The sequence below is a fragment of the Acidithiobacillus ferridurans genome (assembly GCF_003966655.1).
Classification (GTDB): domain Bacteria; phylum Pseudomonadota; class Gammaproteobacteria; order Acidithiobacillales; family Acidithiobacillaceae; genus Acidithiobacillus; species Acidithiobacillus ferridurans.
In genome coordinates, this window is record NZ_AP018795.1 from 358,656 (window position 1) to 385,083 (window position 26,428).

At 57.2% G+C, this 26,428-nt stretch carries 27 protein-coding genes and 1 pseudogene; 18 read left to right on the forward strand and 10 right to left on the reverse strand.

The window, feature by feature from the left end:
• Positions 1-253: 253 nt before the first annotated feature.
• The 11 genes and pseudogenes from AFERRID_RS01740 (at position 254) to AFERRID_RS01785 (ending at position 10,431) form a co-directional block, all read left to right on the forward strand.
• On the forward strand, positions 254-346 hold the full coding sequence (locus AFERRID_RS01740) for a K(+)-transporting ATPase subunit F (RefSeq protein WP_113525355.1): 93 nt from the start codon (positions 254-256) through the stop codon (positions 344-346).
• The gene (kdpA, locus tag AFERRID_RS01745; protein WP_126604257.1) at positions 343-2,094 is read left to right on the forward strand and encodes a potassium-transporting ATPase subunit KdpA; all 1,752 of its coding nucleotides are present in this window, start codon (positions 343-345) and stop codon (positions 2,092-2,094) included. Before AFERRID_RS01740 ends, kdpA begins: the two co-directional genes overlap by 4 nt.
• 12 nt (positions 2,095-2,106) lie before the next feature.
• Positions 2,107-3,393: an HAD-IC family P-type ATPase gene (locus AFERRID_RS16305; protein ID WP_232027717.1), complete on the forward strand. Its 1,287-nt coding sequence runs from the start codon at positions 2,107-2,109 to the stop codon at positions 3,391-3,393.
• 35 nt (positions 3,394-3,428) lie between these two features.
• The gene (locus AFERRID_RS16310) at positions 3,429-4,175 is read left to right on the forward strand and encodes an HAD-IC family P-type ATPase (RefSeq protein ID WP_232027916.1); all 747 of its coding nucleotides are present in this window, start codon (positions 3,429-3,431) and stop codon (positions 4,173-4,175) included.
• Between the two features lie 12 nt (positions 4,176-4,187).
• Positions 4,188-4,808, forward strand: coding sequence for a potassium-transporting ATPase subunit KdpC (gene kdpC / locus AFERRID_RS01755; RefSeq protein ID WP_126604258.1), 621 nt, complete (start codon positions 4,188-4,190; stop codon positions 4,806-4,808).
• A 242-nt stretch (positions 4,809-5,050) separates the two neighbouring features.
• Positions 5,051-5,275 (forward strand): hypothetical protein, encoded by a 225-nt coding sequence (locus AFERRID_RS01760; RefSeq protein WP_113525351.1) that lies wholly within the window; start codon positions 5,051-5,053, stop codon positions 5,273-5,275.
• A 50-nt stretch (positions 5,276-5,325) separates the two neighbouring features.
• Entirely contained in the window at positions 5,326-5,571 is a 246-nt protein-coding gene (locus AFERRID_RS01765) for a hypothetical protein (protein WP_113525350.1), read from the forward strand.
• Between the two features lie 190 nt (positions 5,572-5,761).
• Positions 5,762-6,760, forward strand: a complete 999-nt coding sequence (gene proB / locus AFERRID_RS01770) for a glutamate 5-kinase (RefSeq protein WP_126604259.1) — start codon at positions 5,762-5,764, stop codon at positions 6,758-6,760.
• A gap of 79 nt (positions 6,761-6,839) precedes the next feature.
• Positions 6,840-8,036, forward strand: coding sequence for a porin (locus AFERRID_RS01775; protein WP_126605659.1), 1,197 nt, complete (start codon positions 6,840-6,842; stop codon positions 8,034-8,036).
• A gap of 54 nt (positions 8,037-8,090) precedes the next feature.
• Positions 8,091-8,461: pseudogene (locus AFERRID_RS01780) on the forward strand (P-II family nitrogen regulator).
• Positions 8,462-8,808: 347 nt separating this feature from the next.
• Complete coding sequence (locus AFERRID_RS01785) at positions 8,809-10,431, forward strand: cation:proton antiporter (protein WP_126604260.1); 1,623 nt, start codon at positions 8,809-8,811, stop codon at positions 10,429-10,431.
• A 16-nt stretch (positions 10,432-10,447) separates the two neighbouring features.
• Here the strand turns inward: AFERRID_RS01785 and AFERRID_RS15885 are convergent, their stop codons facing one another.
• The 5 genes from AFERRID_RS15885 to AFERRID_RS01805 all read right to left on the reverse strand — a co-directional run bounded on the left by AFERRID_RS15885 (position 10,448) and on the right by AFERRID_RS01805 (position 14,929).
• On the reverse strand, positions 10,448-10,576 hold the full coding sequence (locus AFERRID_RS15885) for a hypothetical protein (protein WP_264158123.1): 129 nt from the start codon (positions 10,574-10,576) through the stop codon (positions 10,448-10,450).
• Positions 10,577-10,789: 213 nt separating this feature from the next.
• Positions 10,790-11,395: a thioredoxin fold domain-containing protein gene (locus tag AFERRID_RS01790; RefSeq protein WP_126604261.1), complete on the reverse strand. Its 606-nt coding sequence runs from the start codon at positions 11,393-11,395 to the stop codon at positions 10,790-10,792.
• Positions 11,396-11,511: 116 nt separating this feature from the next.
• Positions 11,512-11,952: a hypothetical protein gene (locus AFERRID_RS01795; RefSeq protein ID WP_126604262.1), complete on the reverse strand. Its 441-nt coding sequence runs from the start codon at positions 11,950-11,952 to the stop codon at positions 11,512-11,514.
• 655 nt (positions 11,953-12,607) lie between these two features.
• The gene (locus AFERRID_RS01800) at positions 12,608-13,729 is read right to left on the reverse strand and encodes a carbohydrate porin (protein ID WP_126604263.1); all 1,122 of its coding nucleotides are present in this window, start codon (positions 13,727-13,729) and stop codon (positions 12,608-12,610) included.
• Positions 13,730-13,741: 12 nt separating this feature from the next.
• Positions 13,742-14,929, reverse strand: coding sequence for an outer membrane protein assembly factor BamB family protein (locus AFERRID_RS01805; protein ID WP_126604264.1), 1,188 nt, complete (start codon positions 14,927-14,929; stop codon positions 13,742-13,744).
• 419 nt (positions 14,930-15,348) lie between these two features.
• Between AFERRID_RS01805 and AFERRID_RS15410 the strand changes: the two genes are divergently transcribed.
• A complete protein-coding gene (locus AFERRID_RS15410; protein WP_225981790.1) occupies positions 15,349-16,683 on the forward strand; it encodes a hypothetical protein in 1,335 nt (444 codons plus the stop codon).
• Positions 16,684-16,704: 21 nt separating this feature from the next.
• On the opposite strand, the gene AFERRID_RS01815 is transcribed toward AFERRID_RS15410, so the two are convergent.
• The 5 genes from AFERRID_RS01815 to AFERRID_RS01835 all read right to left on the reverse strand — a co-directional run bounded on the left by AFERRID_RS01815 (position 16,705) and on the right by AFERRID_RS01835 (position 20,224).
• On the reverse strand, positions 16,705-17,064 hold the full coding sequence (locus tag AFERRID_RS01815; protein WP_225981791.1) for a roadblock/LC7 domain-containing protein: 360 nt from the start codon (positions 17,062-17,064) through the stop codon (positions 16,705-16,707).
• A gap of 17 nt (positions 17,065-17,081) precedes the next feature.
• Entirely contained in the window at positions 17,082-17,873 is a 792-nt protein-coding gene (locus tag AFERRID_RS01820; protein WP_113526601.1) for an oxygen-binding di-iron domain-containing protein, read from the reverse strand.
• Positions 17,874-18,015: 142 nt separating this feature from the next.
• On the reverse strand, positions 18,016-18,771 hold the full coding sequence (locus tag AFERRID_RS01825) for a TIGR02186 family protein (protein ID WP_113526600.1): 756 nt from the start codon (positions 18,769-18,771) through the stop codon (positions 18,016-18,018).
• Positions 18,772-19,689, reverse strand: a complete 918-nt coding sequence (locus tag AFERRID_RS01830) for a sulfite exporter TauE/SafE family protein (protein ID WP_113526599.1) — start codon at positions 19,687-19,689, stop codon at positions 18,772-18,774. It lies immediately after the preceding gene.
• A gap of 1 nt (position 19,690) precedes the next feature.
• Positions 19,691-20,224: a universal stress protein gene (locus AFERRID_RS01835; protein WP_113526598.1), complete on the reverse strand. Its 534-nt coding sequence runs from the start codon at positions 20,222-20,224 to the stop codon at positions 19,691-19,693.
• Positions 20,225-20,473: 249 nt separating this feature from the next.
• Here AFERRID_RS01835 and purH point away from each other — a divergent pair, with 249 nt between their 5' ends.
• From purH to AFERRID_RS15105, 6 genes are all read left to right on the forward strand, one after another.
• Positions 20,474-22,039 carry a bifunctional phosphoribosylaminoimidazolecarboxamide formyltransferase/IMP cyclohydrolase gene (gene purH, locus AFERRID_RS01840; protein ID WP_113526625.1) on the forward strand — a complete coding sequence of 522 codons (1,566 nt, stop codon included), beginning with the start codon at positions 20,474-20,476 and terminating at the stop codon, positions 22,037-22,039.
• A gap of 13 nt (positions 22,040-22,052) precedes the next feature.
• Entirely contained in the window at positions 22,053-23,315 is a 1,263-nt protein-coding gene (gene purD / locus AFERRID_RS01845) for a phosphoribosylamine--glycine ligase (protein ID WP_113526597.1), read from the forward strand.
• Positions 23,316-23,330: 15 nt separating this feature from the next.
• Entirely contained in the window at positions 23,331-23,894 is a 564-nt protein-coding gene (locus AFERRID_RS01850) for an L-threonylcarbamoyladenylate synthase (RefSeq protein ID WP_126604265.1), read from the forward strand.
• A 4-nt stretch (positions 23,895-23,898) separates the two neighbouring features.
• Complete coding sequence (hemF, locus tag AFERRID_RS01855) at positions 23,899-24,789, forward strand: oxygen-dependent coproporphyrinogen oxidase (RefSeq protein WP_113526595.1); 891 nt, start codon at positions 23,899-23,901, stop codon at positions 24,787-24,789.
• Positions 24,786-25,877: a quinone-dependent dihydroorotate dehydrogenase gene (locus AFERRID_RS01860; protein WP_126604266.1), complete on the forward strand. Its 1,092-nt coding sequence runs from the start codon at positions 24,786-24,788 to the stop codon at positions 25,875-25,877. Before hemF ends, AFERRID_RS01860 begins: the two co-directional genes overlap by 4 nt.
• Positions 25,878-26,038: 161 nt before the next feature.
• Positions 26,039-26,188: a hypothetical protein gene (locus tag AFERRID_RS15105; RefSeq protein WP_172959317.1), complete on the forward strand. Its 150-nt coding sequence runs from the start codon at positions 26,039-26,041 to the stop codon at positions 26,186-26,188.
• Positions 26,189-26,428: the final 240 nt, after the last annotated feature.

Here is a 26,428-nt window from a genome sequence, read left to right on the forward strand (position 1 = left end):
CCACCATGATCTGCAATGGGTATGGTTTACCCAGAAAATATACCATTTATATAGAATTTATAGATGATTTATATGGAATTTATAGAGGCAATCTTGCTAGGCTTTCTGGCGACTACATGATGAATACGTGCGAGACATTGCCTAGCGCACACCAAGGAGGCTACATGGAGCTTATATACCTATTGATTATTATCGGTTTTTTCCTGGCGTCCATAGGGGTTGTTGAGCTATTGGATCGCCTGAGGAGCATAAAATGAACGCTTTTGTGTGGATAGGCCTCGGATTGGGCGCCATGCTCTTCATCTATCTCTTGGTATTCCTGATTAGTCCGGAGCGCTTCCTATGATATCTACCATCATACTGACAGCCGCGGTTTTGCTGTTGACCATTCTGCTGGCCTTGCCGCTGGGACGCTATATGCATCGCGTCTATGCGGGTGATCGATTCTGGGCGACACGCCTGATGGGTCCCGTGGAGCGGGGACTGTACCGCGTCATCGGTGTTTCGGCGAGCGAGGAAATGGATTGGAAGCGCTACGCCATCGCCCTGTTGATCTTTAACCTGATCGGTGGCGTTTTTCTCTATGCCTTGTTGTTGGCGCAAGGCGCGCTGCCCCTGAATCCTTTACACTTCGGTGGCGTCCAGGGTGGCTCCGCATTCAATACTGCGGTGAGCTTTCTCACCAATACCAACTGGCAGGATTACTCCGGTGGCTCGACCATGAGCTATCTCTCGCAGATGCTGGGCTTGACCGTGCAGAATTTCCTCTCGGCGGCGACGGGTATCACCATCGTCCTGCCCATCATTCGCGCGATCGCCCGTCATAAAACCAAGGATCTCGGCAATTTCTGGGTCGACATGACCCGCACCGTTTTATACGTGCTGCTTCCCCTCTCCGCGCTCTTTGCGTTGATTCTCATGGAACAGGGTGTGGTCCAGACCCTCACCGGCGAGGTGCGGGCGGATCTTGTTGCCCCCTTTGTATCCGGCGGCAAGACCATTCTTCATCAGATAATGCATGTGGGACCGGTAGCCTCTCAAGAGGCCATCATGATGCTCGGCAACAATGGGGGCGGTTTCTTCAATATGAACGACGCCCACCCTTTTGAAAATCCCACCGCGCTTACCAACTTTCTAGAAACCCTGGCCATGATTCTCATCCCCTCCGCACTCGTGTTCCTATTTGGGCATATGGCCAAGGCCAAGCGCACGGCATGGGCTATCCTGATTTCCATGCTGGTGCTTTTTATCCCGCTGACGCTCGTAAGTCAGCACTATGAACTGGCCGGGAACCCCGTGCTTACCCAGTTGGGGACCTCCCAGGCCAACACCGCGAGTCTTGCCGGTGGTGGCAATATGGAGGGAGTGGAAGACCGTATCGGCGCTGGCGCGACCGCGCTCTTTGCAACATTGGCCACTGCGACCTCTACGGGGGCGGCCAACGGCGCCTACGATTCCCTCATGCCATTGTCCGGGGGGGTAAACCTTTTTCTGATGCAATTGGGTGAGGTCGTGTTTGGCGGTGTCGGTTCCGGTCTCGCCACTTTCCTCGCCTTCATGATTTTTGCGGTTTTTCTCGGTGGTCTCATGGTGGGACGCACGCCGGAGTTTCTCGGCAAGAAGATCGAGTCCTTTGAAATAAAAATGGCCTCTCTCTCCATACTGGTCATGCCGTTGCTGGTGTTGATCGGTACCGCCCTCGCCGTCACCACGGTGGCGGGGCGGGCCGGTGTATTCAATCCCGGGGCGCACGGTTTCAGCGAAGTGCTCTATGCCGTAACAAGTCCGGCCAACAACAATGGCAGCGCATTCGGCGGTCTGAGCAGCAACACGCGGTTCTACAACCTGCTTACCGGCATGTGCATGCTGCTGGGCCGGTACTGGACCTATCTGCCGTTGCTGGCGCTGGCGGGTGCCCTGGTCGAGAAAAAGAAAATCCCCGCAGGATCGGGGACACTGACGACTTACACGCCTATTTTCATTGGCCTGACGGTGGGCGTCATTCTCCTGGTTGGCGCGCTCAACTTCTTTCCGGCGCTGGCGCTGGGTCCGATTGCAGAGCAACTGGCGCCCCTTGCCACCCTGACTCATTAAGGAATCATATCCATGGAATCTATCCACCATAAACATGCGGCATCTCCGATCCACTGGAAAGATCAGAGCCGGGGCGCCCTCTGGGACAGCTTCAGCATGCTCTCCCCGCGTCGCCAGTTGCGCAATCCGGTGATGTTCGTCGTCTACGTCGGCTCCTGGCTGCTCCTGGCCCTCTTTTTTCACGATCTGATCGTGCATAACAGTGAAGCGCCTTTTACCGCTGTGATCGACCTCTGGCTCTGGCTCACACTGATTTTTGCCAATTTTGCCGAAGCGCTGGCCGAGCGTCAGGGCGAGGCCCAGGCCAACAGTTTGCGGCAGAGCCGGCAGGAAGTTACGGCCAAAAAACTGCCGAAACCGGTGCGCGAGGCGAGCTATAAGGAGGTTCCCGGCGCCAGCCTGCGCAGCGGCGACTTTGTCCTGATAGAAGCGGGAGACCTCGTCCCCACCGACGGCGAGGCGGTGGCGGGGGTCGCCGCCGTCGATGAAAGCGCCATCACGGGCGAGAGCGCACCCGTCATCCGCGAAAGCGGTGGTGATCGTAGCGCGGTGACCGGCGGTACCCGGGTGATCTCGGACTGGCTCATCATCCGGGTAACGCAGGAGGCCGGACACACCTTCCTCGACAAAATGATCGCCATGGTGGAAGGAGCGGCACGGCGCAAAACCCCCAACGAAATCGCCTTGAGCATCCTGCTGGTGGTGTTGACGCTGGTCTTTCTCGTGGTCACCGTCACCCTCTTTCCGTTTTCCTGGTACAGCGTGCATTATGCCGGCCACTCCGGATCGGTGATCAGCCTGACGGTGCTGGTAGCCTTGCTGGTCTGCCTGATTCCCACCACCATCGGAGCGCTATTACCCGCTATCGGTATTGCCGGCATCGTGCGCTTGCTGCAGAGCAATGTGGTGGCGACTTCCGGGCGTGCCATCGAGGCGGCGGGTGACGTGGATGTGCTGCTTCTCGATAAAACCGGCACCATTACCTACGGCAACCGATCCGCAGCGGCGTTTTACCCCGTTTTAGCGGTTACCCAGGAAATCCTCGCGCAGGCGGCCCGCCGCGCCTCTTTGGCCGATGAGACGCCGGAGGGCAAAAGTATCGTGACCCTTGCCGACAAACATTACCCGCAAAGCCGGGAAGCCTTGCCACCGGAAGCCCAATTGATCCCTTTTACTGCCGAAACCCGCATGAGTGGGGTGGACTGGAATGGGCAGCAATTGCGTAAGGGATCTCCCGACGCCATGAAGGCGTGGGTCCAGTCGCTGGGGGCACCTGGCCTAACGAGCTGGACGGCATAGTGCAGGAAATCGCGGGGGGTGGCGCAACACCCCTGGTGGTCTGCTCTGGCGCAGCGGTATTGGGTGCCATCGAGTTGCGGGACATCGTCAAAGCCGACATCAAATCGCGCTTTGCCGAATTGCGGGCGATGGGTATCCGCACCGTCATGGTGACCGGCGACAATCCGTTGACTGCCGCCGCCATTGCCGCTGAAGCGGGGGTCGATGATTATCTCGCGGAAGCCAAACCGGAAACCAAGCTCGCGCGCATTCGAGAATACCAGAATGAGGGTTACATGGTCGCGATGACCGGCGATGGCACCAACGATTCCCCGGCTCTTGCTCAAGCGGATGTCGGACTTTGTATGGCCAGTGGTACCCAGGCGGCGCGCGAAGCCTCCAACATGGTCGACATGGACTCCAACCCCACCAAGCTTCTGGAGATCGTCCAGATCGGCAAGCAACTGCTGATGACTCGCGGCGCCCTTACCACCTTCAGTGTGGCGAACGATGTGGCCAAATACTTCGCCATCATCCCGGCGGCGTTCGTGTCGACTTACCCCCAATTGAGCGCGCTGAACATCATGGATTTGAGCTCACCCACTCATGCCATCATGGCCGCGGTCATCTTCAACGCGCTCATCATCCCCTTTCTGATTCCTCTGGCCCTCAAAGGCATCAAGTTCCGTGCCGACTCGGCACAGCACATCCTGCGCCGCAACGTGTGGATCTACGGATTGGGCGGCGTTATTGCGCCATTTATCTTTATCAAGTTGATAGACATGCTGCTGGTTGTGCTGTAGGAGGATGACGCCATGATCAAAGACATCAAAACCGCGCTGTTGCTGTTCCTGATTCTGGCCGTGATGACCGGCCTGATCTATCCCTTGGCCATGACGGGTATCGGTCAGGTGGTGTTTCCCCATCAGGCCAACGGCTCGCTCATTCGTCAGCATGGACGGGTCGTGGGCTCCAGCCTCATTGGTCAGTATTTCCGCGAACCGCAGTATTTCTGGAGCCGCCCTTCGGCGACTTCACCGGTACCATACAACGGGGCGGGGTCCAGTGCCTCCAATCTGGGTCCGAACAATCCTGTTCTGGCACAGCACGTGGCGGCGCGGATCAAGGCCCTTGAAGCCGCCGATCCCGCGGAAAAGGGGCCGGTTCCGGTGGATCTCGTGACTTCCTCGGCGAGCGGGCTTGACCCGGATATCAGCATCGCCGCGGCGCGCTATCAAATCCCGCGCATTGCGCAGGCTGGCGGTATCGCCGCCGCAACGTTGCGCCACTTGGTCCAGCAAAATACGACGGAACCGTTGCTGGGTTTCATCGGAGAACCGGTGGTCAATGTGGTGAAGCTCAACCTCGCGTTGCATGCGCGATATGTCGCCGCACATGTGGCAACGGGATCCCTCACGAAAGGGCCACAATCATGATGGCCTTCTGAGTGTGCGCAGCTTTGGTCACCCTGCTCACGATCGCGCTTGGCATATACCACTGCGAGGCGCGGAGAGTGGCACTTCTTCGCCGCAAAATCAGCGCGTTTCAGGGCGGAGCAATCCGCCCGGCAGGCCCACCCGGCGCCTAGGGGTAATACGACACCACCAAAACCTACCGTTGGCGGAGGGGGTTTCTCTCTTCTACTAACGGCAGGATATCTACGGAGGTACAAAAACACATGGAGACGTTGAAAGAAAGCATCCTCGCGGCCGAGTGGGCGGGTTACCGTTGGGCGCTGCAACACCCGGATGCTACCGCCGATGAGCTTGAGGACGCCTGCGAAGCGTATTTACCCGAACACATGTCTGGCGTGCTGGCTTACGCATTTGAGCGTGGTTGGGCGATGGCGCGCGAGGGAAAGACACCGCAGTCCATCCATTCCGATGAGCCCTCGCTACCGTGACTTGATCATGGTCGATGTGCCGACGCTGCCAACCCACTAAGGAACTCCCCATGTCACCATTAACGCTCTTCGGCGTAATCGCTGTCACATGGATGATGATCTTTTATGCCCTGGAGGAGCGCTCCCTTTGGTGGACTCTGGCATTTTCCGTATCTTGCCTCAGCACCTCCATTTATGGATTCCTGGCCGGTACCTGGCCTTTTGGCGTGGTCGAGTTTATCTGGTGCCTGCTGGCGTTGCGTAAATGGTATCTGCTTTATGCTCGGAAAGAACACGTTACGGGCAAGACGGAATAATGCAAACCGGTGGAAATACTAACTCCTGTCCCATAATATTACGTTATCGTATGTGTAGTTTGCTCGTCGTGTTACGGGCAACAATATACGCAAATTATATACTATTTATATGGAATTTATAGATGATGACCATATACAATATCCGTTGATGACATAACCAAACCGGTTTATCAACCAATGGAGTCTTTCAATGCGCATGAATACCGTCGGTAAAACGACACTGCATTCCGTAGTGCCCGACCGTGCAGCGCTACAGCAGCACGCACGCCGCTGGGTTATCAAGATCGGGAGCAGTCTGCTGACTCAAGACGGCCAACGACTGGATTTGTCGGCCATGCAGAACTTTGTGCAGCAAATACTGCGACTTCGCGCCGACGATATTGAGGTCGTATTAGTTTCCTCCGGTTCCGTCAGTGCCGGCAAATGTCACCTGGGATGGGCACAGAAGATGACCACCACCGAAGAGCGTCAGGCGGCGGCCAGCGTGGGGCAATCCGCCCTGATTCATGCTTATGAGAATCTCCTGGCCGAGGGAGGGACGCATTGCGGGCAAATACTGCTGACGCGCGATAACTTCAGAGATCGGAAGCGCCTCAAGAAGACCCGGTCCGCCATCGAAATGCTCTTGAGAATGCAGATGTTGCCCATTATCAATGAGAACGATGTGATCGCCGATCTGGATAATGCTCTGGGCAACAACGACCATTTGGCCGCCCTGGTCAGCAACGTCTGGCATGCCGACCTGATGGTATTGCTGACCGATCAATCAGGGCTATTTACAGCCGACCCGCGCGCACGGCCTGATGCCGAAATGATCACAGAAGGTATGGCGGGTGACCCACGGTTTGAGCGTATGGCGGGTGGAAGCGGTGGCACCGTGGGTACCGGCGGGATGCTCACCAAAATACACGCCGCCACCCATGCGGCGCGCTCTGGTGCGACCACGCTCATTGCCGATGCCCGAATCCCGGATGTGCTCCTGCGCTTGCACAAGGGAGCACTTTTGGGGACGTTTCTGCGTTCTGGAAAATTCGACCGGAAATTGCGTCGGGATGCCTGGACACGTCTTCAGATCCACCACGGCCAACAGTGGGTGATCCATCCCGTGCGCCGGGTAAAAGATGAGGTGGTGTCTTTTTATTCGGAAACGCTGCCTTTTACCGCAATACCAATATTCAACGGCCAATAAATTTGCACATTCATTGGCTACGGGATCGCGCCAGTCATACCTGGTGTACAGGCCTCTTTTACCCAATTGGAGAAACATGATGAACCGCTTCACCACGAAAAAAGCCCCTCGCACCGGTAGCAAACTGGCTTTAACAATCCTGCCACTGGCGGTTTTGTCCACACTGGCGATGGTATCAGACACCGCTCAAGCCGCCCCCTTCGCATTGCCAGCCCCCCTGAGCTTTGACGCCGGGCCCTTGGGCAAACTTGATGTCCAAGGGGTGTTGAGCGGCTATGGCGTCTGGCAGGACAACAAGTTCGCAGGATCAGGCAATCCTGGCAACAAGTCTGCGTCCGCCGACATCAGCAACGGTCAGGTGATCATCCAGAAGAACTCCGGTCTGGTGCAATTTTATCTGCAGGCAGGGGCGTATAACGTCATGACCCTGGGCTCCAGCTATTTCTCCACCGGTACCTTCACTCAGAACACCTTCGGCGCCCTGCCGGTCGGTTATCTTGAAATCGCCCCCACCGATAACTTCAATGTCCAGATCGGCAAACTCCCGACCCTGATCGGCGCCGAATACACCTTCAGCTACCAGAACTGGAACATCGAGCGCGGCCTGCTCTGGGGCCAGGAGAATGCCGTCAACAAAGGCATCCAGGCCAATTACACCATGGGGCCGGTCACCGCTTCCTTGTCTTGGAATGACGGTTTCTACTCCGATCGCTTCAACTGGGTGACGGGCGCCCTGACCTGGGCCATCAACAAGGAAAACAGTGTCTTCTTCCAGGCTGGCAGCAATATGGGACATACGAATTTCGCCTATTCGTCCATTGCCACCACGCCGCTACAGAACAACGAGAGCATTTACGACCTGGGTTATACCCATACCGGCGCAAACCTCGTCGTGACGCCTTATGTGCAGTATACCAGCGTGCCGGCGAGCGCAATTCAGGCGCTGGGTGCCGGCACCAGAAAGACCAGCACCTTCGGTGCCGCCATTCTTGCCGATTACAGCCTGACGGACAAAATCTCCGTCGCCGGGCGGGTGGAGTACATCAGCAACTCCGGCACTGCTACAGATGGTGCCGCCAACCTCACCGGCTTCGGCCCCGGTTCCCATGCCTGGTCGCTGACCGTGACGCCGACTTATCAGGACGGCGGCTTTTTCGCTCGGGCCGAGCTTTCTTATGTTACAGCATCCATGCAGAGCGGCACTGGTTTCTCGGGTACCAACGGCCTCGCCCAGAACCAACTCCGGGGCATGGTCGAAACCGGCTTCATGTTCTAACCCCCGGGGTCGTTGCCCCCCGAGATGTTCCAACCCTGCGCAAGAGGTGTCGTCATGAAATTGATTACTGCCATAGTAAAACCCTTCAAGCTCGATGATGTCCGTGAGGCATTGTCGGCAGTCGGGATCCAGGGCCTCACGGTCACCGAAGTCAAAGGTTTCGGGCGCCAGAAAGGTCATACCGAACTCTACCGCGGCGCGGAATACGTGGTGGATTTTCTCCCCAAGGTCAAAATCGAGACGGTAATCAGCGATGACGTCGTCGACCAGGCCATTGAGGCCATCGAAAAAGGTGCCCGCACCGGCAAGATTGGTGACGGTAAAATCTTCGTCTCTGAAGTGCTGGAGACCATCCGTATCCGCACCGGGGAAATTGGCGATGGCGTCTGTAACCCACCTTTTACGGTGCGCTTTCGGCGTCATGAGCGCTCTGTCACTGATCGGCGATCTGGCAGAAGGCGTTTTTGTGCTTGGCGAGATATTCCTGCTGAAGCGACTCGATTCCTCCTTTTTCGGCTATCATCGTGAATCCAGACGGATTGGACGATTAAAAAAGTTCAATAGGAAATCTGTGGAAAAGCAGACGTAAAGCTATGCCTATGAAATGATTGATTATAATGATACCATACCCATATACCATCGTCGTCAGGATATTTGATGGCTCAGGTGGACATGGAGGCTGAAACTTGGCAGGCCGTTCACTGACGGTTGTCCAGATGCGCTGTAGTCCCGATGTCTGTCTTTCACCCTTCATGAACACTATGCAGGAACGATGATACCGGAAACTGCCATTCTCTATCTCTTTGTGGCGGCCTCATTGCTATCGGTACTGGCGAACCGCTTTCACATGCCCTATACCGTTGCGCTGGTGCTGGGCGGCCTAGTGCTGGGGGCGTTACACCTGTTTCAGGCGCCGGTACTGACCCATGATCTGGTATTCACCCTCTTCCTGCCTGGGCTGATTTTCGAGTCCGCCTACCATCTTTCCTCCGGCGCCCTGTGGCGTGACCGTCTCGCCATATTTGGCCTGGCGGTGCCGGGTGTGCTTATTTCCATGATTGTGACCGCCTTCGTGTTTCTTTGGAGCAGTCAATATCTGCCCAATTTATCGAATGTGGTCATGCCCGTCAGTGTCGCACTGGTATTCGGCGCCGCTGTGGCAGCCACCGACCCAATTTCTGTGGTCTCCATGTTTCGCAAACTGCAGGCGCCCGCACGGCTGACCTTTATGGTAGAGAGTGAAAGTCTGCTTAACGACGGTACGGCTATCGTCTTTTTTAGCCTTTTCCTTGCCTTGGCGGAAGGCAAAACGGTATCCGCTTCGTCACTGGGCATTCAGTTTTTCGCAGTGGTCGGCGGTGGCGCGCTGGTGGGCGTGGTCATTGGCTGGCTGAGTTCCGAAATCATCAAGCGCGTCAATGATGGCATGGTCGAAATCACTATCACCATTCTCGCGGCCTATGGCAGTTTTCTCGCTGCGATGCAGCTCGACTATTCCGGCGTCATCAGTACCGTCGTCGCCGGGCTGATCTGCGGCAATTACGGGGCCAAACAAGGGATGACGGCATCTGTTAAAATGGCGGTCGACACTTTCTGGGAATATATCGGTTTTGCCCTGAATTCACTCATCTTTCTGCTCGTTGGTTTCACCATCCACTTGCCTGACCTGCTCGGTATCTGGCCCTTGATTCTGGCCGCTTATGTAGCGGTCACCATTGCCAGAGCCGCGGTCATTTACGGGATGAGCGGATTATTGAGCCGCACGCGGGCCAGGATACCTCCTGCCTGGAATTTTGTGCTGGTCTGGGGCGGCATCCGCGGGGCGCTATCCATGGTGCTGGCCCTGAGTCTTCCGCATGACTTTCCTCATCGCTCCCTGCTGATTAACCTGGTCTTTGGCGTCGTATTACTGACCATCCTGATTCAGGGACTGAGCATTTCGCCGCTGGCACGGGCGCTCAAGGTGCTGGGTAACGGCCAGTCCTCCCAGGATTTTGAAATGCAGAGGATGCGCGTCGTCCTGGCGCAAATCGGTAATCAAGAGATCGGGCGGCTGCAGCAGGAAGGTCTGCGGGACGGGCACGCGCTGGACCTGCTGGCCACCTATTACCAGCAGGCGCAGAAGGATGCCGAAAAAAAGCTGGCTGGCCTGGATAAACGGGACGAAAAACGTGTACTTCAGGGCGATTTCTCCCGGTTATACCGGCGCCTACTCCTTAAGGAAAGACAGAAACTTCTTGATGCCCGCAACGAAGGTCTGCTCAGCGAGGCAAGTGGCGACCAGATGCTGGCCGACATTGACGCCAACCTGCTGGAAATTGAGTCCCAGCCAGAGGCCGTTATGGAGCGTTTATCCGCAAAACAGAAACCTGCGGAGGGAGTCACTCCGGGGTGATTCGTTTCAGCCCGGTTCAGACGACATGCTTAACGCCCTGGTGATCCAGCGCGGATACCATACCGGGGATAGCCCCCGCCAAAGGACGCGTATCCGTATCTGCCGAGAGTCCCAGCATCAGGACCGCATTCGCTCCCACTGGCACAAAGGTAATCAATCCTTTTACAGTGAGGTTGCGACATTGTGAGCACCCCGTCGTTGCTCGGCGATTTGATGGAAGGCTTATTATTCTCGGTGGCATATTCCTGCCGTGGTACAGGATCGCCGGAATTGTCAGCGGCTTCGGCGCAAAGGGGCCAGGATGGCGGGGTATGACTGGGCGGTAACTCATCCTCTGGCTGTGCTTTTCAGATGAACCCTATCTGAAATACGGCAACATGCTAACCAACCTGTGCCTGGATATCAATCCCATAACTGTTTTAATCCTACCGTCTTCAGCCCGGTATATAAGGGCGGGTGTTCCTGTTACACCCAATGACCTAACAACAAGAAGATTATCATGAAGCTTGATTCTCGTCGACGCGCTGGCTGGCACTGTCGGCAGGGTGCTAGTATTTTCGCTACGAAAAGCATCACCAACGATGTTTTCAAAGTGCTGCAACGCAAACAGTGGATGTGGGGCCTGCAACCATGCCGCCGCTTCCCCCAGGCTTCCAGGAGTCAGGATCGCTACTGGTATATACCTCACGGTTAGTTTCCCGGACTCAATCAGGGGGATCTCATTTTCGTATAGTACATGACAATATGGACAATTCGGATCCTGAACATCATATATAACCGGGCCATGCGTTCCATCCTGGATATAGGTAACACGATGCCGGAGTATTTGCGTCCATAATCTATTTGCTTTGCCGCCACTATGCGGCGCATCACCGGCCATGGCAACGCTCATGCTCATCAAACACAACACACAGAACATCAGCAATGAGTTCATGATATTCCGGATACCGCTATAATTCGTCATCACAAATATCCGGCATGACTGACAACATCACAATATTGCATATCAAAGACCGCTCCACATCATTTGCCTAGTCCACGTCGAGCGTTACAGAACCATGGCGAACGCTGGCATGGGCTCTACCTGCCATCGCCGTTGAAACGGCACAAACGCCCGGAACTGGCAGGATAAATTTCCGATATTCTTATCCATCTCTCATGGTCGGCCATCTGAATCTTGACGATTGGTCGTCTTATTTTTACCACCATACCGCACTGGGACATATCACCGATTTTGAGATGCTCACGAAACCTCACCGTTTCAGCGAAACCATTTCCTTCAGGGCGGGGCGTTTCTGTTTTTTGTGTATCAATAACCTGATGTGCATGATCGGTTATCTTGTTAGACTGGTTTACAGCAATCGGCGTTTTTTTTGCTGGTATGGCGGAGATTTTTTGGAGATCCTGCTGCGATGCGAGCCCCTCATAATAACTAGCCTGGCCCTTGTCCTCAGACATTGCGCATCCGGAGAGCAGTTGCACAACAACAAGCGCCATGATTACTTCAGCTATCCTTACCATTTTAATTTCCTTATAATGCAATAGTTATATGTTACCAAGGACGGTATTCCGTATTTCTTCGAGCCAGACTTTACACTAATAATCTAGATATTTTCCGGCAATCCTCTTGCCCGGCCAGATTCGGCAGATGGCGCCGTCACCGAAACCAACCTTACGGCACTCGCAACTGCTGCGCAAGCAGCCCCACGGAGCCCCCCATCGCGGCGTTTCCGGACCCAGCCTTAAAACCCCTGCCGCGGGTCATGACACCCCCACGCAGCACGCCCGGCAACTTGATAGCCCATGGCCAGAGCATGGTGATGCGAATCGGAACATGACACACCCCGCTACATCTCCCCTGTTGCATATGTATAAGCGAGATCTTGCTATACTTCAAGTGAATCGCTGGCATACATAAGCATGATCATATCATTTACGAAGAACAACAGTAAATCATGTAGCGCCAATACAGGTTTCCGTGATCCACTTCGGGGATCACCCTTGGAGGCATTTCTGCCTGGATATAAAAAAGCCGGGGTAAATCCGCCCGGCAATCAAGGAGAAGGTACTACACGACAACGCTAAATAAAACGAGGTTCTTTATCCGTGATCTGGACGCCCGACTTGGGCAATCATTCGATATAATCATATAAATGCAGAATTCGTTCCCATTTTACTAGGAAAAAGTGACATGCAAGCGTACGATGCCGACCAGCGCATTTGGATATACTGCACTGGGGTGAACGACATACTGAAGGTCTGTTTGTAGATATAAACGACGGACTATCCGCGCCGAATAATAGCCCTCAAAGTCTGTCTCCGCATTATAAGGAGCGCCCCTCAACCATGCCCGGGCCATGCCGATACCAGCACTATCGCGCGGGCGCACCGCCCAGAAGTGTTTCAGGCGCAACCCGGCACCCATATACCAAGGCAGACTATTCACCGGATTAGGCGCAGCTTCAAACTCCAAAAAGCTGCCCCAATCGATACCGTCCATCTCCCAGCGGTATTCTCCCGTGGTATACATACCACTGGCGTCATTACCCAGCGTTGCCTGATACTGTGGCAACTGGCGGTTACGCCACCCGCCCACTTTCACCGTATATTTTCCATCACCCAGAGAACCACTCTTGTCGGCCTCCAGCCAGATCATGTCTCCACGATGCGTAGGATCCCTGAAAGGATGAATGGCATCTCCCTCGAAAATGCCGACCATTCCCGTCCAGCCGTCAGCGCTATAGCTCCCCATCACCCCAAGGCTGGAAAATGGGTAAGAAGAAGCTCCTGGAACATTGATTCCCATAGCGGACCCAAACCCATAAGAAACATTCAGAAAATTACTCGCTACACCGGTGGAATCGAAATAATCATTGGCACTGATGAGTCCCGCCCTCAATGTGGCATTATCTATATTTTGCCGGTAGTACAGTTGATAGAGTGCGCCCCGGTTAAGTCCGGTAAAGGCGTTAACCCCTTGGGTATCGCCCACGTAGTTCTCCGGGTTGCCATTCTGAATGGCCAGAAACTGTGCGACCAATCGCCCGCCGGTCCACCAGCCGGCGCGACTGGTATTGAAGGCAAAACCGGCCCTAGCCGTAGCATTACCCACGGCACCCGGGGCGATTCCTCCGGAGAAATTGTCGATACCCTCCAGACTGAGGTGCAGATTCCAGGACACCGCCGAGCTCAGATAGTTCGCCTCGGCTATCGATGGCAATGCCGACAGGCAGCTTAAAATAAGTGCTGCCAGGCAAGCCGGACGACATGCGCGATATCGGTTATATAAATCACTCATGCGCCGTCCCCATCACTGGCCAATGGCTACCAAGGTCCCGCCGATGGTGCCGACATAGACGCTATCGCCCTTGGGGACGGGGCTGGTGACCACATTCTTGCTATGATAGGTCCACACCAAGCCTCCGCTCTGTGCATTGAATGCCATGATTTTGTGATCATTTACTTTAAGTACAGCGTCACCTTTCCAAAGTGCCGGTTGTGACTTGGGAATACCATGCAACTCGCTGCGCCAAAGTACTTCTCCGGTTGTTGCGGAAAGGCCCAGTATATTTCCGTCCTGCGACGCAACAACCACGATTTGCTTGGCCATGACCGGAGCGTAGGCCGTGTAGTCCGCCATCCGGGTATACCATAGTTGCTTCCCGGTTTTAGCGGAGAGGGCATAAACGCCACGATCCCCAGCCCCTGACGCAATAAAGGCACTGTCATGCCAGATGAGTGCGGTGGTACTAATGGGTCCGTTGGTCGTAAAATTCCATAACGATGTGCCGGTCGTTGTCGAGTACGCATGTACGGTACCACCCCGATTTCCGATGATCACTTCATGCTTCCAAACGGCGGGTTGCGCCACAAAGCCATAACCAGTCTTCTGTTGCCAACGAATTTTCCCGGTTTTATCGAAGAGCCCATAAACACTATGATCGGCAGAACCAAAAATGACGGTATGATCCACCACTACCGGTGCCGTCAATTTGGCACCATCTCCCGTAAATGCCCATAACCGGCGGTTCGGAATATTTCCGACTGGGTAAAAGGCATATAGACTATGACCATCCGTCTGTGCGAAAAGCAAATGATGCTCGTAATGTGTGAGATGGCTACACATGCACTCCGGAGGCTCATGTCGGGTGTAGTCCCATATCAACTTGCCAGTTTTGGCCTCGATCGCCCGTAGATAATGGGTGCTGCCCACGTCAGACGCAACCCAAACCTGTCCATGACCCACGGTTAGGGGCATTAGAATTGTCCCACCGGTCGTAAATTGCCAAAGAATTTTCCCATTTTTCGCCGAGAAGACATTGGGGCCCTTGGATTGAGCCGTATCGAAATAAACTACGCCATCGGCTACCCGAGGTGAGTTGTAGATCGGCGCATGGACATCCACCGACCACTGCACCGGCACACCGGCCATGGCCGTCGACACCGCCACTGACGAAAAGATCATCGTTGCCAAAACGATATTAAGTCTAAACCGCATGGGAATACCTCCTTAGGGGTTGTATGCGCGCTAGTAACAACTATTTCTATCATGTAATTCGTAGGAATATTACACGCTATGCAGCCCGTATTACCTGCGACAAATTGTCGCACCGGCGCGCAGGATTTATATGTCATAATATTTAAGATTATCGGAATACGCTAAATAAACATTCCGCTCTCCTCGCAGGCGTCTCTGGCTCCACGCATCATTGAGCCACACGCGCCTTGTTCGGTTACGGAATTTGAGCAGGTGGTTTGGTTTGACCGAACGGCCAAGAACAATGCATTGATCAAATCACTGTAGAAAATGATAATATAGCTCAGTAGCCGTAACCCAAGGGAAGCAACGATGCCGCAACGTAAAAGCCGTCGCCGGATTACACTGACAGTGGCAGCATTCCAGCCACCCCTGAGGCATTGCCTACGGCGCTGACGAACTCCGCGAGCAGTGGTACCACGCTCCCCTTGGTCAACCTGTCCCGCGCCCTGCCCGGCTTGGGGAACGATGCGGAGACTTATGCCAGCAATCTGGAGTCCTCCAAGCTGGGGCACCGCTTCCGTGCGGCAGGCCGGGCCAACGACCAGGCGATTCGCGCGGCCCTGAAAGCTGGCGACACGGCCAAGGCCGCACGCCTCCAGACCCAGCACGAAGCATGGAAAAAGCAGCAACGTACCCATGCCCTGGACACAGCGGAAAAGGCATACGCCGCGGGCGACTGGTCATCGGCTGTCGCCGACTACCAGCAACGTATCGGCCTTGGCCATAATGGTAATCCGCAGATCTGGTGGCACCTGGCCAACGCCATCCGCAACAATGGCGCGCCCTTCGAGAAAGACATCGCGTACTCCGCCTATCTCGCTTATGAGCGCACCATTCAGCAGCACAAAGCCGATGTCGCCATACTCCTTCCCGCCCTGAATCTCTTGCGGCAAACTCTGGCGGCGCGCGGTAATCACCTGGCTGAAATTCATCTTCTGGAGGCCATGTATCGCGCTTATCCCGCAGATACGCGGATTGCTGCCGATTTGAAAAAAACGGTGATGACCTACGGCTTCCAGGTGCAGAGCGTCACCCCGGATGCCAACCAGTTTCCAACCCGCACCTGCGTGAAATTTACCGCCCCGCTCTCCGATGCACCGGATTTTCATGCCAGTAACTGGGTAACCTTCTCCCCCGCCCGGCCCCATGCGGCGGTGGTCCGCGAAAACGGCGGCATCTGCGTCACCGGTCTGCCTGCGGGCAGCAGCACGCAGATGCATATCCGGGCAGGCCTGCCCGCCATTGCCGGAGCGGTCATGACGGCGGCGAAAAGCATTACGTTAACCCTGCCCAATCGCTCGCCCAGCATTATCTCCGATACCGGACGCTTTATCATTCCGGCATCACTGCCACCGGCGGTGGGCTTTTCCAGCGTCAATATTTCACGGGTCAAACTACAGATCAACCGGGTGCCGGAACGCACCCTGCTGGAGATCGCCGCACCCCCACCGGGCGCACAACTGACCGCCGGTGAGCCGGTCAGTATTCGCGTGCTCGGCGGCAGCCGACCTTTTCATTTTCTGGTCGATGGCCGCCCCATTCCGTCCAACCCGGCCTTGAGAAGTGTGCGCTGGACGCCCTCTGTGGCGGGCTTTTATCATCTCAGCATTCTCGACGCCAACGGCAAGCTGGTGAAGCGGGCGTTGCGGGCAGTACCGCCGATCAGCGCGGGAAATGTGGAGTGGGGCAGCACTACCGTTGCGCAGAAGTAGAAAACTCAAAACACCCGCCAGTCAGAACCGCTCCAGGCGACTTCGGACGGCCCTCGCCAAAGGGCGCGTGTCCGTCTCTGCCGATAGCACCAGCATCAGGAGCGCATCCGCTCCCACGGGCACAAAAAGTGCCGTATATCTGTCACAGCGAATGCTGATCTCCTGTGCCGGACATTCGGCAAGACCAGAGCTGATATGCTCTGCAAGACGCATAATGGCAGCCCCGGCGATACCGATAAGATGCTGGTCCACTATTGTTTCTCCCTCCTGAAAAATCACCGCCCCTTCGTTGGAAATCAGCGCGGCACCTTGTATTTCTGGCGATATGGCGCCGAGTTGTGCGTAGAGATCGTCAAACATGTCCTGATTCAAGATACCCATCTTTCGATGCACCTCTTTCAGAGATACTCGGGAATAGGAAACTGAAAGTCCTTCTGGGTCAACAGATCAGGCCCCGATTCCAGCCCCTCGAACCAGTCGAGGAAAGCCAGGACCGTCTCCCGCCCCTTGAAGGAAGCGCCGTGTTGCGGCACGATCCATTCGATGTCCATGCCCCGCGCCATATTGGTCCAGAGCCTGCAGACTTTCTGGCCACCCATATAACGACGGTGGAAGCCATCCATGGAGGTTGCCGCACGATGTGCCGCAAACGCTTCCGCACCTTCAATTACCTTGGAAGCATCATGCCCACTGACCAGGTTAGCGCCCAGATCTCCGGAGAACAGAATCTTGCTCACCGGATCGTAAACCTGGAAATTGCCCACCGAATGCATGTAATGCGCGGGCACGATAAAGAGTTCCTGCCCCGCCAGATTGACCCTCATGCCCTGCGGCGGAATACCGATAACTCGCCCGGCGGTCATCCCCTTGGAGCAGAAGTGCGGCAGGAAACGGGTCCATTCATTGGCGATGAGGATCTTCGCGTCGGTGATCAGCAGCCAGCCGTTGGCAGAGGCGACGATATCCGGATCCTCATGAGAGGCAAATACATAATCGAGATGCGCCGGCAGGAAATAGCTCGCCATTTCCGCCAGCAGATTCTTGTAGGTGAGGTTACCGCCCGGGTCGAGCAGCATCCCTTCGCCATTGTTGACGATGAGGAACTGATTGGCCTGAATCCCCTCGCCTTCCACCAAGTCGGTGAAGGCGATGCATTTATGCGTTCCGTTGTCATAGAGCAACTGGGACATTATGAACTCCTGATGGAAGTGGCATCGGCCAACATTTGTGCAGCCCGATAGAATGTTAAAATACCCAAATCAAATATTATAGCAGTTTGCTATTTCTTTTAAACGCCCCTACGAATGGCTGATCTGTGAGCACACGGAGAAGTCAGTTCAGACGCCGCTGCATGACGATACCCAGGCCGAGCCCCATGGCAGCCAGCATCAGGGTCAGTACGATGCCGTAGAGCCAGCCATCCTGGCTGACGAAACGCGCGATCCAGGCCTGAAAGCCGGTCTGCTGTACCTCGATATGTTGTTCCTGCCTAGCCACCACCTGATCGTGACGGACCAGGAAAGTATCCAGGGTATAGCGCCCCAAAGGCAGAGAAGCCGGCAGGGCCATACGAGCCGAAAAAAGTTGTCCACCCTCAATATGCACCCCTTGCGACTGCACCACATAGTCACGACGGCGCAGTTTGTTCTTCAGAAAAGCCTGCTGCCACGCAGCCACGTCCGCCGGCTCCGGCTGATAGCTGGCCTGCCGGGACAGATGGTCGGGGTCCAGACCCAGCAACTGCCGGGTCGCCAAGGGCAGCAACTGGTCTACAGGCGCTGAGGAGAGCATCTCCCAGATACCGGGGGCACCTGTCACCGTCACCCTGGCGCCGGTCAGCCAGATGGGCCCAGTCCGGGTTTTGCGTAACATGGCCTCGGTAGCCGCGGGAGAGTGCAGCAGGACAATCACCTGCCCCGGTTGGGAGAGAGCACCGTAAACCAGTAGTTCCCGCCCTGTAAAATGGCTGGTGACCTTCACCACGTCGTTACTGGTGCCGACCACCAGAGGCTCCGCCGCCAGCACGGGTGTCATCCATACCGTCATCAACGCGGCGAGACCCATGAGGCAAAGCTTTACCAGACGCATCTAAACCACTCGTGCCATGCTGTAGAGGTGCTCGGGCGGAATCACCAGCCCCAGACCCATCTTGATGGCGACGCCCAAAACCACCAGCGCCAGCACCAGACGCAACTGCTCCCCACGCATCAGCGCCCCCAGCCTGGCACCGAACTGTGTCCCGAATATGGAGCCCAGCACCAGCGCCAGGACCAGGTAAGGATCAACGGCGTGGTTCATGCCGGCCTGCAAAATGCCCACTTCCGCGCTGGTAAACAGCAACTGAAATAGCGAAGTCCCTACCACCACCCTGGTCGGCATCTTGAGCAGATACAGCATGATCGGGACCATGACGAAACCGCCGCCCACCCCCATCAGCGACGCCATGATTCCCACCGCGAAACCCAGCAGTACAGGTGCCAGAATGGAGAGGCGCAGTCCGGAAACAGGGAATTCCATCCGCCAGGGCAATCGATCCAGCCAGGAAATCCCTGCCTGCACTTTCTTTTTGTTTTTACCGGGATGATGGCCCCAACGCATGGCGAGGGTCGACTCCACGAGCATGGAGATGCCGATAAATCCCAGCAGGCCGACGTAAAGGAAGGTGACCACTAGTCCAAAATACCCGGACGCATCCAGGATACGCGCCACATGCACACCCAGCAGTCCACCCATCCAGCTCCCCGCGAGGAGGATGAAGGCCATGCGCATGTCTACATTACCCATACGCCAGTGCGCATAACTCCCGACAGCCGACGCCCCAACGATTTGCGCCGCGCCGGTGCCCACTGCCACGAGGGGTGGCACACCGACAAAAATCAACAGCGGAGTGATCAGAAACCCGCCTCCGACCCCCGTCAACCCGGAGAGAAAGCCGACGATCAGACCAAAGCCGATGATCAGCCAGATATTCACCGCCATATGAGCGACCGGGAGGAAAAGCTCCAACTTACGCGTCTCCGGGGGATCTGACAGAAACCATCACGCCGGCACAGATCTGATCCATCGGGGTATCGGGCGGAACCATCAGGACCGGCACCTTCAGCGTCAGGCTCAGTCTGGCGCCCAGGCCACCGAGCAAATGCGGCAGACCAAGGGGCCTGCTCTCGGTGCCATAGCCACGCTGGCCCACCACCACCATGATGATATGCGGATCCTGTTCGACCAGCCTGGGGATTTCCACCTCGGGAGCACCTTCGACCAGATAGTATTCCGGCAGGAGAATTCCACAGTGTTCCTGTATGCGCTCTGCGACACCTCGCAGATTTTCTTCCGCCTCGATGCGGGCATCCGCCAGCAGCCGGTTTTTGAGATCACTGGAAAAAAGCCCACCGCCAAACCCCAGGGGCACCGTCGGCACCTGCAAGGTCGTCACCAGACCCAAATGACCACCCAGCAGGTGGGTAAAGCGCGCAGCCACCGCTGCGGCCAGCAGGGCATTTTCCGAACCATCCACGGCCGCCAGTATCACATGCTCGGACATAGCCGCCTTTCCATACTGAGGAGTCCCGGAAATATTAGATTATCCGCATAGGTCTGTCGAGGACGGCGTTGTCCGCAGCGCACTTGCATCGCAATGGAGGCTCTTTTACAATGGTCTCATTCCGCCGGTGCGTGCGTTTGCACGGGCGTGAGCAAAACGCTCCCTCCATCAGGAGGTTTGGGTACGACAGGTCTCCTGATCGTACCTTTTTTAGTTTGGACTGCCACTTTTTCGGAGGCCGTGGGATTTATGGGTGAGATTACAAGGGCGCTCATCAGCGTTTCCGACAAGCGTGGCATTGTGGAATTTGCCCGGCGGTTGCAGGATTTTGGGGTGGAGATACTCTCTACCGGCGGTACCGCCAAAGCCCTGATGGCCGATGGTGTCGCGGTGCAGGAAGTGGGGGACTATACCGGTTTCCCGGAACTGCTGGAGGGCCGCCTCAAAACCCTGCACCCCAAAATCCACGGCGGGCTGCTGGCGAAGCGCGACGACAGCAGCCACACCCGGCAAATGGCCGAGTACGGCATCCCCGCCATCGATCTCCTCTGCGTCAATCTTTATCCCTTCGCCGAGACCATCGCCAGCGCCGATTGCACACTGGAAGAAGCCATCGAAAACATCGATATCGGCGGTCCGACCATGCTCCGTGCGGCAGCGAAGAACTGGGAGGGCGTCACCGTCCTCGTCGACCCCAATGATTATGCCGCCGTACTACAGGAGATGGAACAGAGTTACGGCGGCGTCGGCGCCAGTACCCGCTTCCGCCTGGCCACCAAAGTCTTCGCCCACACGGCGCGCTATGACGGAGCCATCGCCAACTATCTCTCCAGCCTGGGCCCCGATGGCAACCGGACAACCTTCCCGCAGACTCTGTCCCTGCAATTTAAGAAAGCGCAGGATCTGCGCTACGGCGAAAATCCCCATCAGGCCGCCGCCTTCTACCGCGATGGCAGCGGCGGCGGACTGGCGGACGCCCATCAGTTGCAGGGCAAGGAACTGTCTTACAACAATATCGGGGACGGTGACGCCGCCGTCGCGCTGGTGATGGAATTTGCCGAACCCGCCTGTTGCGTGGTGAAGCACGGCAATCCCTGCGGCGTGGCCGTGGGACCGGATCTGCTCGGTGCCTATCAGCGCGCATGGGCCGGCGATCCGATATCCGCCTTCGGCGGCATCGTCGCCTGTAACCGGCCGCTGGATGCACAGACTGCCGAACTCATTAGCGGCCAGTTCATCGAGATGGTACTGGCGCCCGCCATTTTACCCGATGCCCGGCCCATTCTGGCCAAAAAGAAAAATCTGCGGGTGCTCGCCTTTGACGATGGCCGCGCCTGGCGGCGGACAGGCTGGGATTACAAGCGCGTGCGGGGAGGCTTGTTGGTACAGAACTTTGATCAGGCCATGGAAGCGGAAGCGGACTGGAAAGTGGTCTCCGAACGCGCACCGACGGCACAGGAAGCCCGTGATCTCGCCTTTGTCTGGCGGGTTGGTAAATACGTGCGCTCCAACGCCATTGTCTATGGCCGCGAAGGCCAGACCATCGGCATCGGTGCGGGGCAGACGAGCCGGGTGGATGCGGCCAGATGCGGGGTAGCCAAGGCCCTGGAACTGGGCTTCGATCTGCACGGTGCGGCGCTGGCTTCTGACGCTTTCTTCCCTTTCCGCGATGGGGTCGATGCGGCGGCGGCGGCGGGCGTAAAGGCGATCATCCAACCCGGCGGCTCCATCCGTGATGAAGAAGTCATCGCCAGCGTCAATGAACACGGCATCGCCATGGTTTTCACCGGTGTGCGCCATTTCCGGCATGGTTGAGGAGAAAACGCAGATGGGCGCGAAAGTCATGATCCTCGGCGGTGGCGGACGCGAACATGCCGTCGCCTGGAAGCTGGCCCAGTCGGCGGAGGTCGCGACAGTCTACTGTGTGCCCGGCAATCCCGGTACGGCGGCCGAGGCCAAAGTCCACAATCTGGCCCTGAAGCCGACGGATGCCGACCAGGTGATCGCCGCCGCCCGTGGGTTGAACGTCACGCTGGTGGTCATCGGCCCCGAAGCCCCTCTGGTGGCGGGTGTAGGTGATGCGCTGCGCCGGGCTGGTATTCCCGTCTTTGGTCCCAACGCCGCCGGAGCGATGCTGGAGGGTAGCAAGGCCCACGCCAAAGCCTTCATGGCGCGGCACGGTATCCCTACCGCCCGTTACGGACGTTTTGACGATACCGACGCGGCCCTCGGTTACCTGCGTGACCAACCGTTGCCGATCGTGGTCAAAGCCGATGGCCTCGCCGCCGGCAAAGGAGTCGTCGTGGCTGCGGAGCGCGCCGAAGCGGAGGCCGCCGTGCACCAGTTCCTGAAATGGGGTTCTATCGTCATCGAAGAGTTTCTGGAGGGGGAGGAAGCCAGCTTCATCGCCATCGTGGTGGACGGTCAGGTCTTGCCGCTGGCGGGGTCGCAAGACCACAAGCGTCTGCTGGACGGCGATCAGGGTCCCAATACCGGCGGCATGGGTGCCTATTCCCCCACCCCCATCCTCGACACCGCCATGAGCGAGCGGGTGTTGCGCGAAGTGATGCGCCCGGCAGCGCAAGGATTGATGACAGATCGCACGCCCTACTGCGGGTTTCTCTATGCCGGTCTGATGATCGGCCCCGCCGGACCCAAGGTGCTGGAATTCAACTGCCGACTGGGCGATCCCGAGACGCAGCCGCTGATGATGCGCTTGCGGTCCGACCTCTATACGCTTCTGCTGACCGCGGCCCGCGGCGATCCGCTGCCGACGGCTCTCGACTGGGACAGTCGCGCTGCACTCTGCGTCGTACTGGCTGCCGCGGGTTATCCCGATCATCCGCAGACGGGAGACCCCATCTGCGGTCTCGACGAGACGCAGGGGGATACCGTCAAAATCTTTCATGCCGGGACGGAGGCGCGCGACGGCACCGTCGTCACCGCGGGTGGGCGGGTGCTAGGCGTCACGGCATTGGGAGAAAATCTGGCGATCGCGCAACGACGTACCTATGCCGCCGTCGCCGATATCCACTGGCCGGGCTTGCAGTACCGGCACGACATCGGCCACCGCGGCCTGCGGCGTGCCTGACGCCGTTTCCGGCTGATGCTGCCCCGCCATCCGCGTCGTCAGGATATTCGCCGAGGGGTTGCGCATATACGGCGCGGCGGGGTCATCGCCTATCCCACGGAAGGGGTCTGGGGGCTGGGCTGTGACCCGCGTCGGCGCCGCGCCCTGCACCGAATTCTAGCCCTAAAGGGGCGACCACGGCATAAAGGCGTTCTTCTGGTGGCAGGTCGGACAGCCGAAACCCGGCGTTACTGGTCTGCGCAAGATGATACAGATCAGGCGCTGCTGGCGCGATTCTGGCCCGGTACGACGCTGGTGCTCCCGGCCACGCCCCGGGTCCCCTTCTGGATACGCGGACGCCATACGGGCGTTGCGGTGCGGATCAGTAGCCATTCCGCCATCGTCGCGTTGTCGCGGGTCTTCGGCGGCGCCATGGTCTCCACCAGCGCCAATCCGGCGGGGAGACAACCGGCCCGTGACCTGCGCACCTTATACCGCTATTTTGGTCGCTCTCTGTGGGTACTGCCGGCACGGTTGGGGCAGCAACAGCATCCCAGCCGCATTGTCGATGCCCGCAGCGGTCGTGTCTTACGGGAGTAAAATCATGCAACAACCACCCCTGGATGAAATGGAAAACTTTCTCCGCGGCTTGCAGGATCGCATCTGCAACGCCCTGGAAGAAGCAGACGGCGCGGCGAAATTCCGCGAAGATCTTTGGGAACGGCCCGGCGGTGGCGGCGGGCGAACCCGGGTTATTGCCGACGGCGCTTTGCTGGAAAAAGGCGGGGTCAACTTCTCCAAAGTCCATGGCGACCGGCTTCCCCCCTCAGCTACCGCACATCGCCCTGAACTGGCGGGACAGACCTTCACCGCCCTTGGCATCTCTCTGGTACTGCATTCCCGTAACCCCTACGTCCCCATCGTTCACATGAACTACCGATTTTTCTCGGCGGGACCCGTGTGGTGGTTCGGCGGCGGCGCCGACCTGACGCCCATCTACGGCTTTGAGGAAGACGCCCGGCATTTCCATGGCGTCCTCAAAACCGCCTGTGACCGTCACGACCCGGGCTTTTATCCGCGCTTCAAAGCCTGGTGCGACGATTATTTCACCATCACGCACCGTCAGGAAATGCGCGGTATCGGTGGCATCTTTTTCGATGATCTCCATGGTGATGCCAGCCTCCTACGGGCCTTCTGGGAGGATATGGCTAACAGCTTCCTCGACAGCTATCTGCCCATCGTCGCCCGGCGCCGGGACCTAGCCTACGGTGAACGCGAGCGCCAATTTCAACTCCTGCGCCGGGGGCGCTATGTGGAATTCAACCTCGTCTATGACCGCGGCACCCTCTTCGGCCTGCAATCCGGCGGGCGCACCGAAAGTATCCTGATGTCCCTGCCGCCCCTGGCGGCCTGGGCCTACGACTGGCAGGGCGAAGCCGGTAGCCCCGAAACCCGCCTCAAGGAAGACTTCCTCACACCCAGGGATTGGGCATGAGCTACGGCCTGCTGCGCCCTCTGCTTTTTACGCTGGACCCGGAGCGCGCCCACACCCTGAGCATCGCGGCGCTGGAAGCACTGGGACACATGCCACGCGGCCTCGCCCGTGTGGCCCGGCGCTACACCCTCCATGACCCGCGTCTGGCGCAGGACTTTTGGGGCCTGCATTTTGCCAATCCCGTCGGTCTCGCCGCCGGCTATGACAAGGATGCCCGCGCCGCAGTCGCCCTCCCCGCTCTCGGCTTCGGCTTCATCGAAATCGGCACAGTGACCCCGCGCCCGCAGCCCGGCAATCTGCACCCCCGGGTCTTTCGTTATCCGGCACAGCAGGCGGTCATCAACCGTATGGGTTTCCCCGGTGAAGGGGCTGCGGCAGTTGCCCGAAGACTGGCGGCGTTACCTGGCCATCCGGTGCCTATCGGCATCAATCTCGGCAAAAACAAGGACACCCCGCTGGAGCGAGCGCAGGACGACTATATTGCCGCGCTGGAACTGCTTTTCCCCTATGGCGATTATCTCTGTGTGAACGTGAGCTCGCCCAACACGCCGGGTTTGCGCTTGCTGCAAGGTGAGGAAGCCTTACGGGGACTGCTCAATGCCGTCGCCGCAGCCAACCAGCGTCTGGCCCTACAACATCAGCGCCCGCCCCTGCCACTGCTCCTCAAAATTGCACCGGATCTGGACAACGATAATCTCGACGCCATCGCTAGTCTGGCCTTAGGCACGGCCCCTCTGGTGCATGGTTTTATCGCCACCAATACCACTATAGAACGCCTGGCCTCTCAACCCGGACTCTCCGAAAGCGGGGGCCTGAGCGGTGCACCATTGCTGGAGCAATCCAATGCCGTCATCGCGCAACTCTATCGTGCGACCCAGGGACAGGTACCCATCATTGGCGTCGGCGGCATTCTGAGCGCGGCAGATGCCTATGCCAAGATCCGGGCGGGAGCCAGTCTATTGCAGGTCTATAGCGGGCTGATTTTCCGCGGGCCCGGGCTGGTACGGGAGATTCTGGAAGATCTGCCGGGGCTTTGGTTAAGGGATGGTTATCCCGATCTTGCGCATGCGCGGGGTAGTACCGCCTGATATCCTCTCCGCCACCGCATCCAGACAGATCTTATAGAGATTTTCCGCTTGCTGAAAATCCATGGACATGTTAAACCGCTAAAAACAGGTTTCATGAGACATCAATGAATAACAACTGTTATCGGGGCCGGTTATTCCCAATTATACAAAGAGTATTTTCCATGGCTCATAAAATCCATATCATCGGTTTCATAATGCGCACTGCAGGCCTCCTGGTTATTTTCGGATCACTGGCGAGCTGTGCTGCCGTCTCCGATACCACATCGGCGACCGGGGATATGGTCAGTGCCGGGGCGTCCCTGATCCCCTGAGCAACCCGGTGACTGTAAGGCTGCCGGATAATCTGCAGATACCAATCAGACTTTAGAACTTGGCCGCCACGCTGGCACCGACAAAAACCGGTGTACTCGCCTGCGCGGCAACGAAGTTTCCGCCATATTTTGTGCTCCGCAACCGCGCAGTATTGCAGCACCAGAATATGACATTATTAATAAGTTTTAACAATAAAATTGTGACAAATGACGCTATTATTTGGAAGCGTCATAGATGAC

Coding starts and splice junctions, on each gene's coding strand:
- AFERRID_RS01825 (WP_113526600.1), bottom strand. CDS start 18,771: ATGCGTCTGGTAAAGCTTTGCCTCATGGGTCTCGCCGCGTTGATGACG.
- AFERRID_RS01795 (WP_126604262.1), bottom strand. CDS start 11,952: ATGGTAAGGATAGCTGAAGTAATCATGGCGCTTGTTGTTGTGCAACTG.
- AFERRID_RS01775 (WP_126605659.1), top strand. CDS start 6,840: ATGAACCGCTTCACCACGAAAAAAGCCCCTCGCACCGGTAGCAAACTG.
- AFERRID_RS15105 (WP_172959317.1), top strand. CDS start 26,039: ATGGCTCATAAAATCCATATCATCGGTTTCATAATGCGCACTGCAGGC.
- kdpC (WP_126604258.1), top strand. CDS start 4,188: ATGATCAAAGACATCAAAACCGCGCTGTTGCTGTTCCTGATTCTGGCC.
- AFERRID_RS01850 (WP_126604265.1), top strand. CDS start 23,331: ATGCTGCCCCGCCATCCGCGTCGTCAGGATATTCGCCGAGGGGTTGCG.
- proB (WP_126604259.1), top strand. CDS start 5,762: ATGCGCATGAATACCGTCGGTAAAACGACACTGCATTCCGTAGTGCCC.
- AFERRID_RS01760 (WP_113525351.1), top strand. CDS start 5,051: ATGGAGACGTTGAAAGAAAGCATCCTCGCGGCCGAGTGGGCGGGTTAC.
- AFERRID_RS01820 (WP_113526601.1), bottom strand. CDS start 17,873: ATGTCCCAGTTGCTCTATGACAACGGAACGCATAAATGCATCGCCTTC.
- kdpA (WP_126604257.1), top strand. CDS start 343: ATGATATCTACCATCATACTGACAGCCGCGGTTTTGCTGTTGACCATT.
- hemF (WP_113526595.1), top strand. CDS start 23,899: ATGCAACAACCACCCCTGGATGAAATGGAAAACTTTCTCCGCGGCTTG.
- AFERRID_RS16305 (WP_232027717.1), top strand. CDS start 2,107: ATGGAATCTATCCACCATAAACATGCGGCATCTCCGATCCACTGGAAA.
- AFERRID_RS01860 (WP_126604266.1), top strand. CDS start 24,786: ATGAGCTACGGCCTGCTGCGCCCTCTGCTTTTTACGCTGGACCCGGAG.
- AFERRID_RS01800 (WP_126604263.1), bottom strand. CDS start 13,729: ATGAGTGATTTATATAACCGATATCGCGCATGTCGTCCGGCTTGCCTG.
- AFERRID_RS01790 (WP_126604261.1), bottom strand. CDS start 11,395: ATGACGAATTATAGCGGTATCCGGAATATCATGAACTCATTGCTGATG.
- AFERRID_RS01740 (WP_113525355.1), top strand. CDS start 254: ATGAACGCTTTTGTGTGGATAGGCCTCGGATTGGGCGCCATGCTCTTC.
- purD (WP_113526597.1), top strand. CDS start 22,053: ATGGGCGCGAAAGTCATGATCCTCGGCGGTGGCGGACGCGAACATGCC.
- AFERRID_RS01785 (WP_126604260.1), top strand. CDS start 8,809: ATGATACCGGAAACTGCCATTCTCTATCTCTTTGTGGCGGCCTCATTG.
- AFERRID_RS01835 (WP_113526598.1), bottom strand. CDS start 20,224: ATGTCCGAGCATGTGATACTGGCGGCCGTGGATGGTTCGGAAAATGCC.
- AFERRID_RS01805 (WP_126604264.1), bottom strand. CDS start 14,929: ATGCGGTTTAGACTTAATATCGTTTTGGCAACGATGATCTTTTCGTCA.
- purH (WP_113526625.1), top strand. CDS start 20,474: ATGGGTGAGATTACAAGGGCGCTCATCAGCGTTTCCGACAAGCGTGGC.
- AFERRID_RS01765 (WP_113525350.1), top strand. CDS start 5,326: ATGTCACCATTAACGCTCTTCGGCGTAATCGCTGTCACATGGATGATG.
- AFERRID_RS01815 (WP_225981791.1), bottom strand. CDS start 17,064: ATGGGTATCTTGAATCAGGACATGTTTGACGATCTCTACGCACAACTC.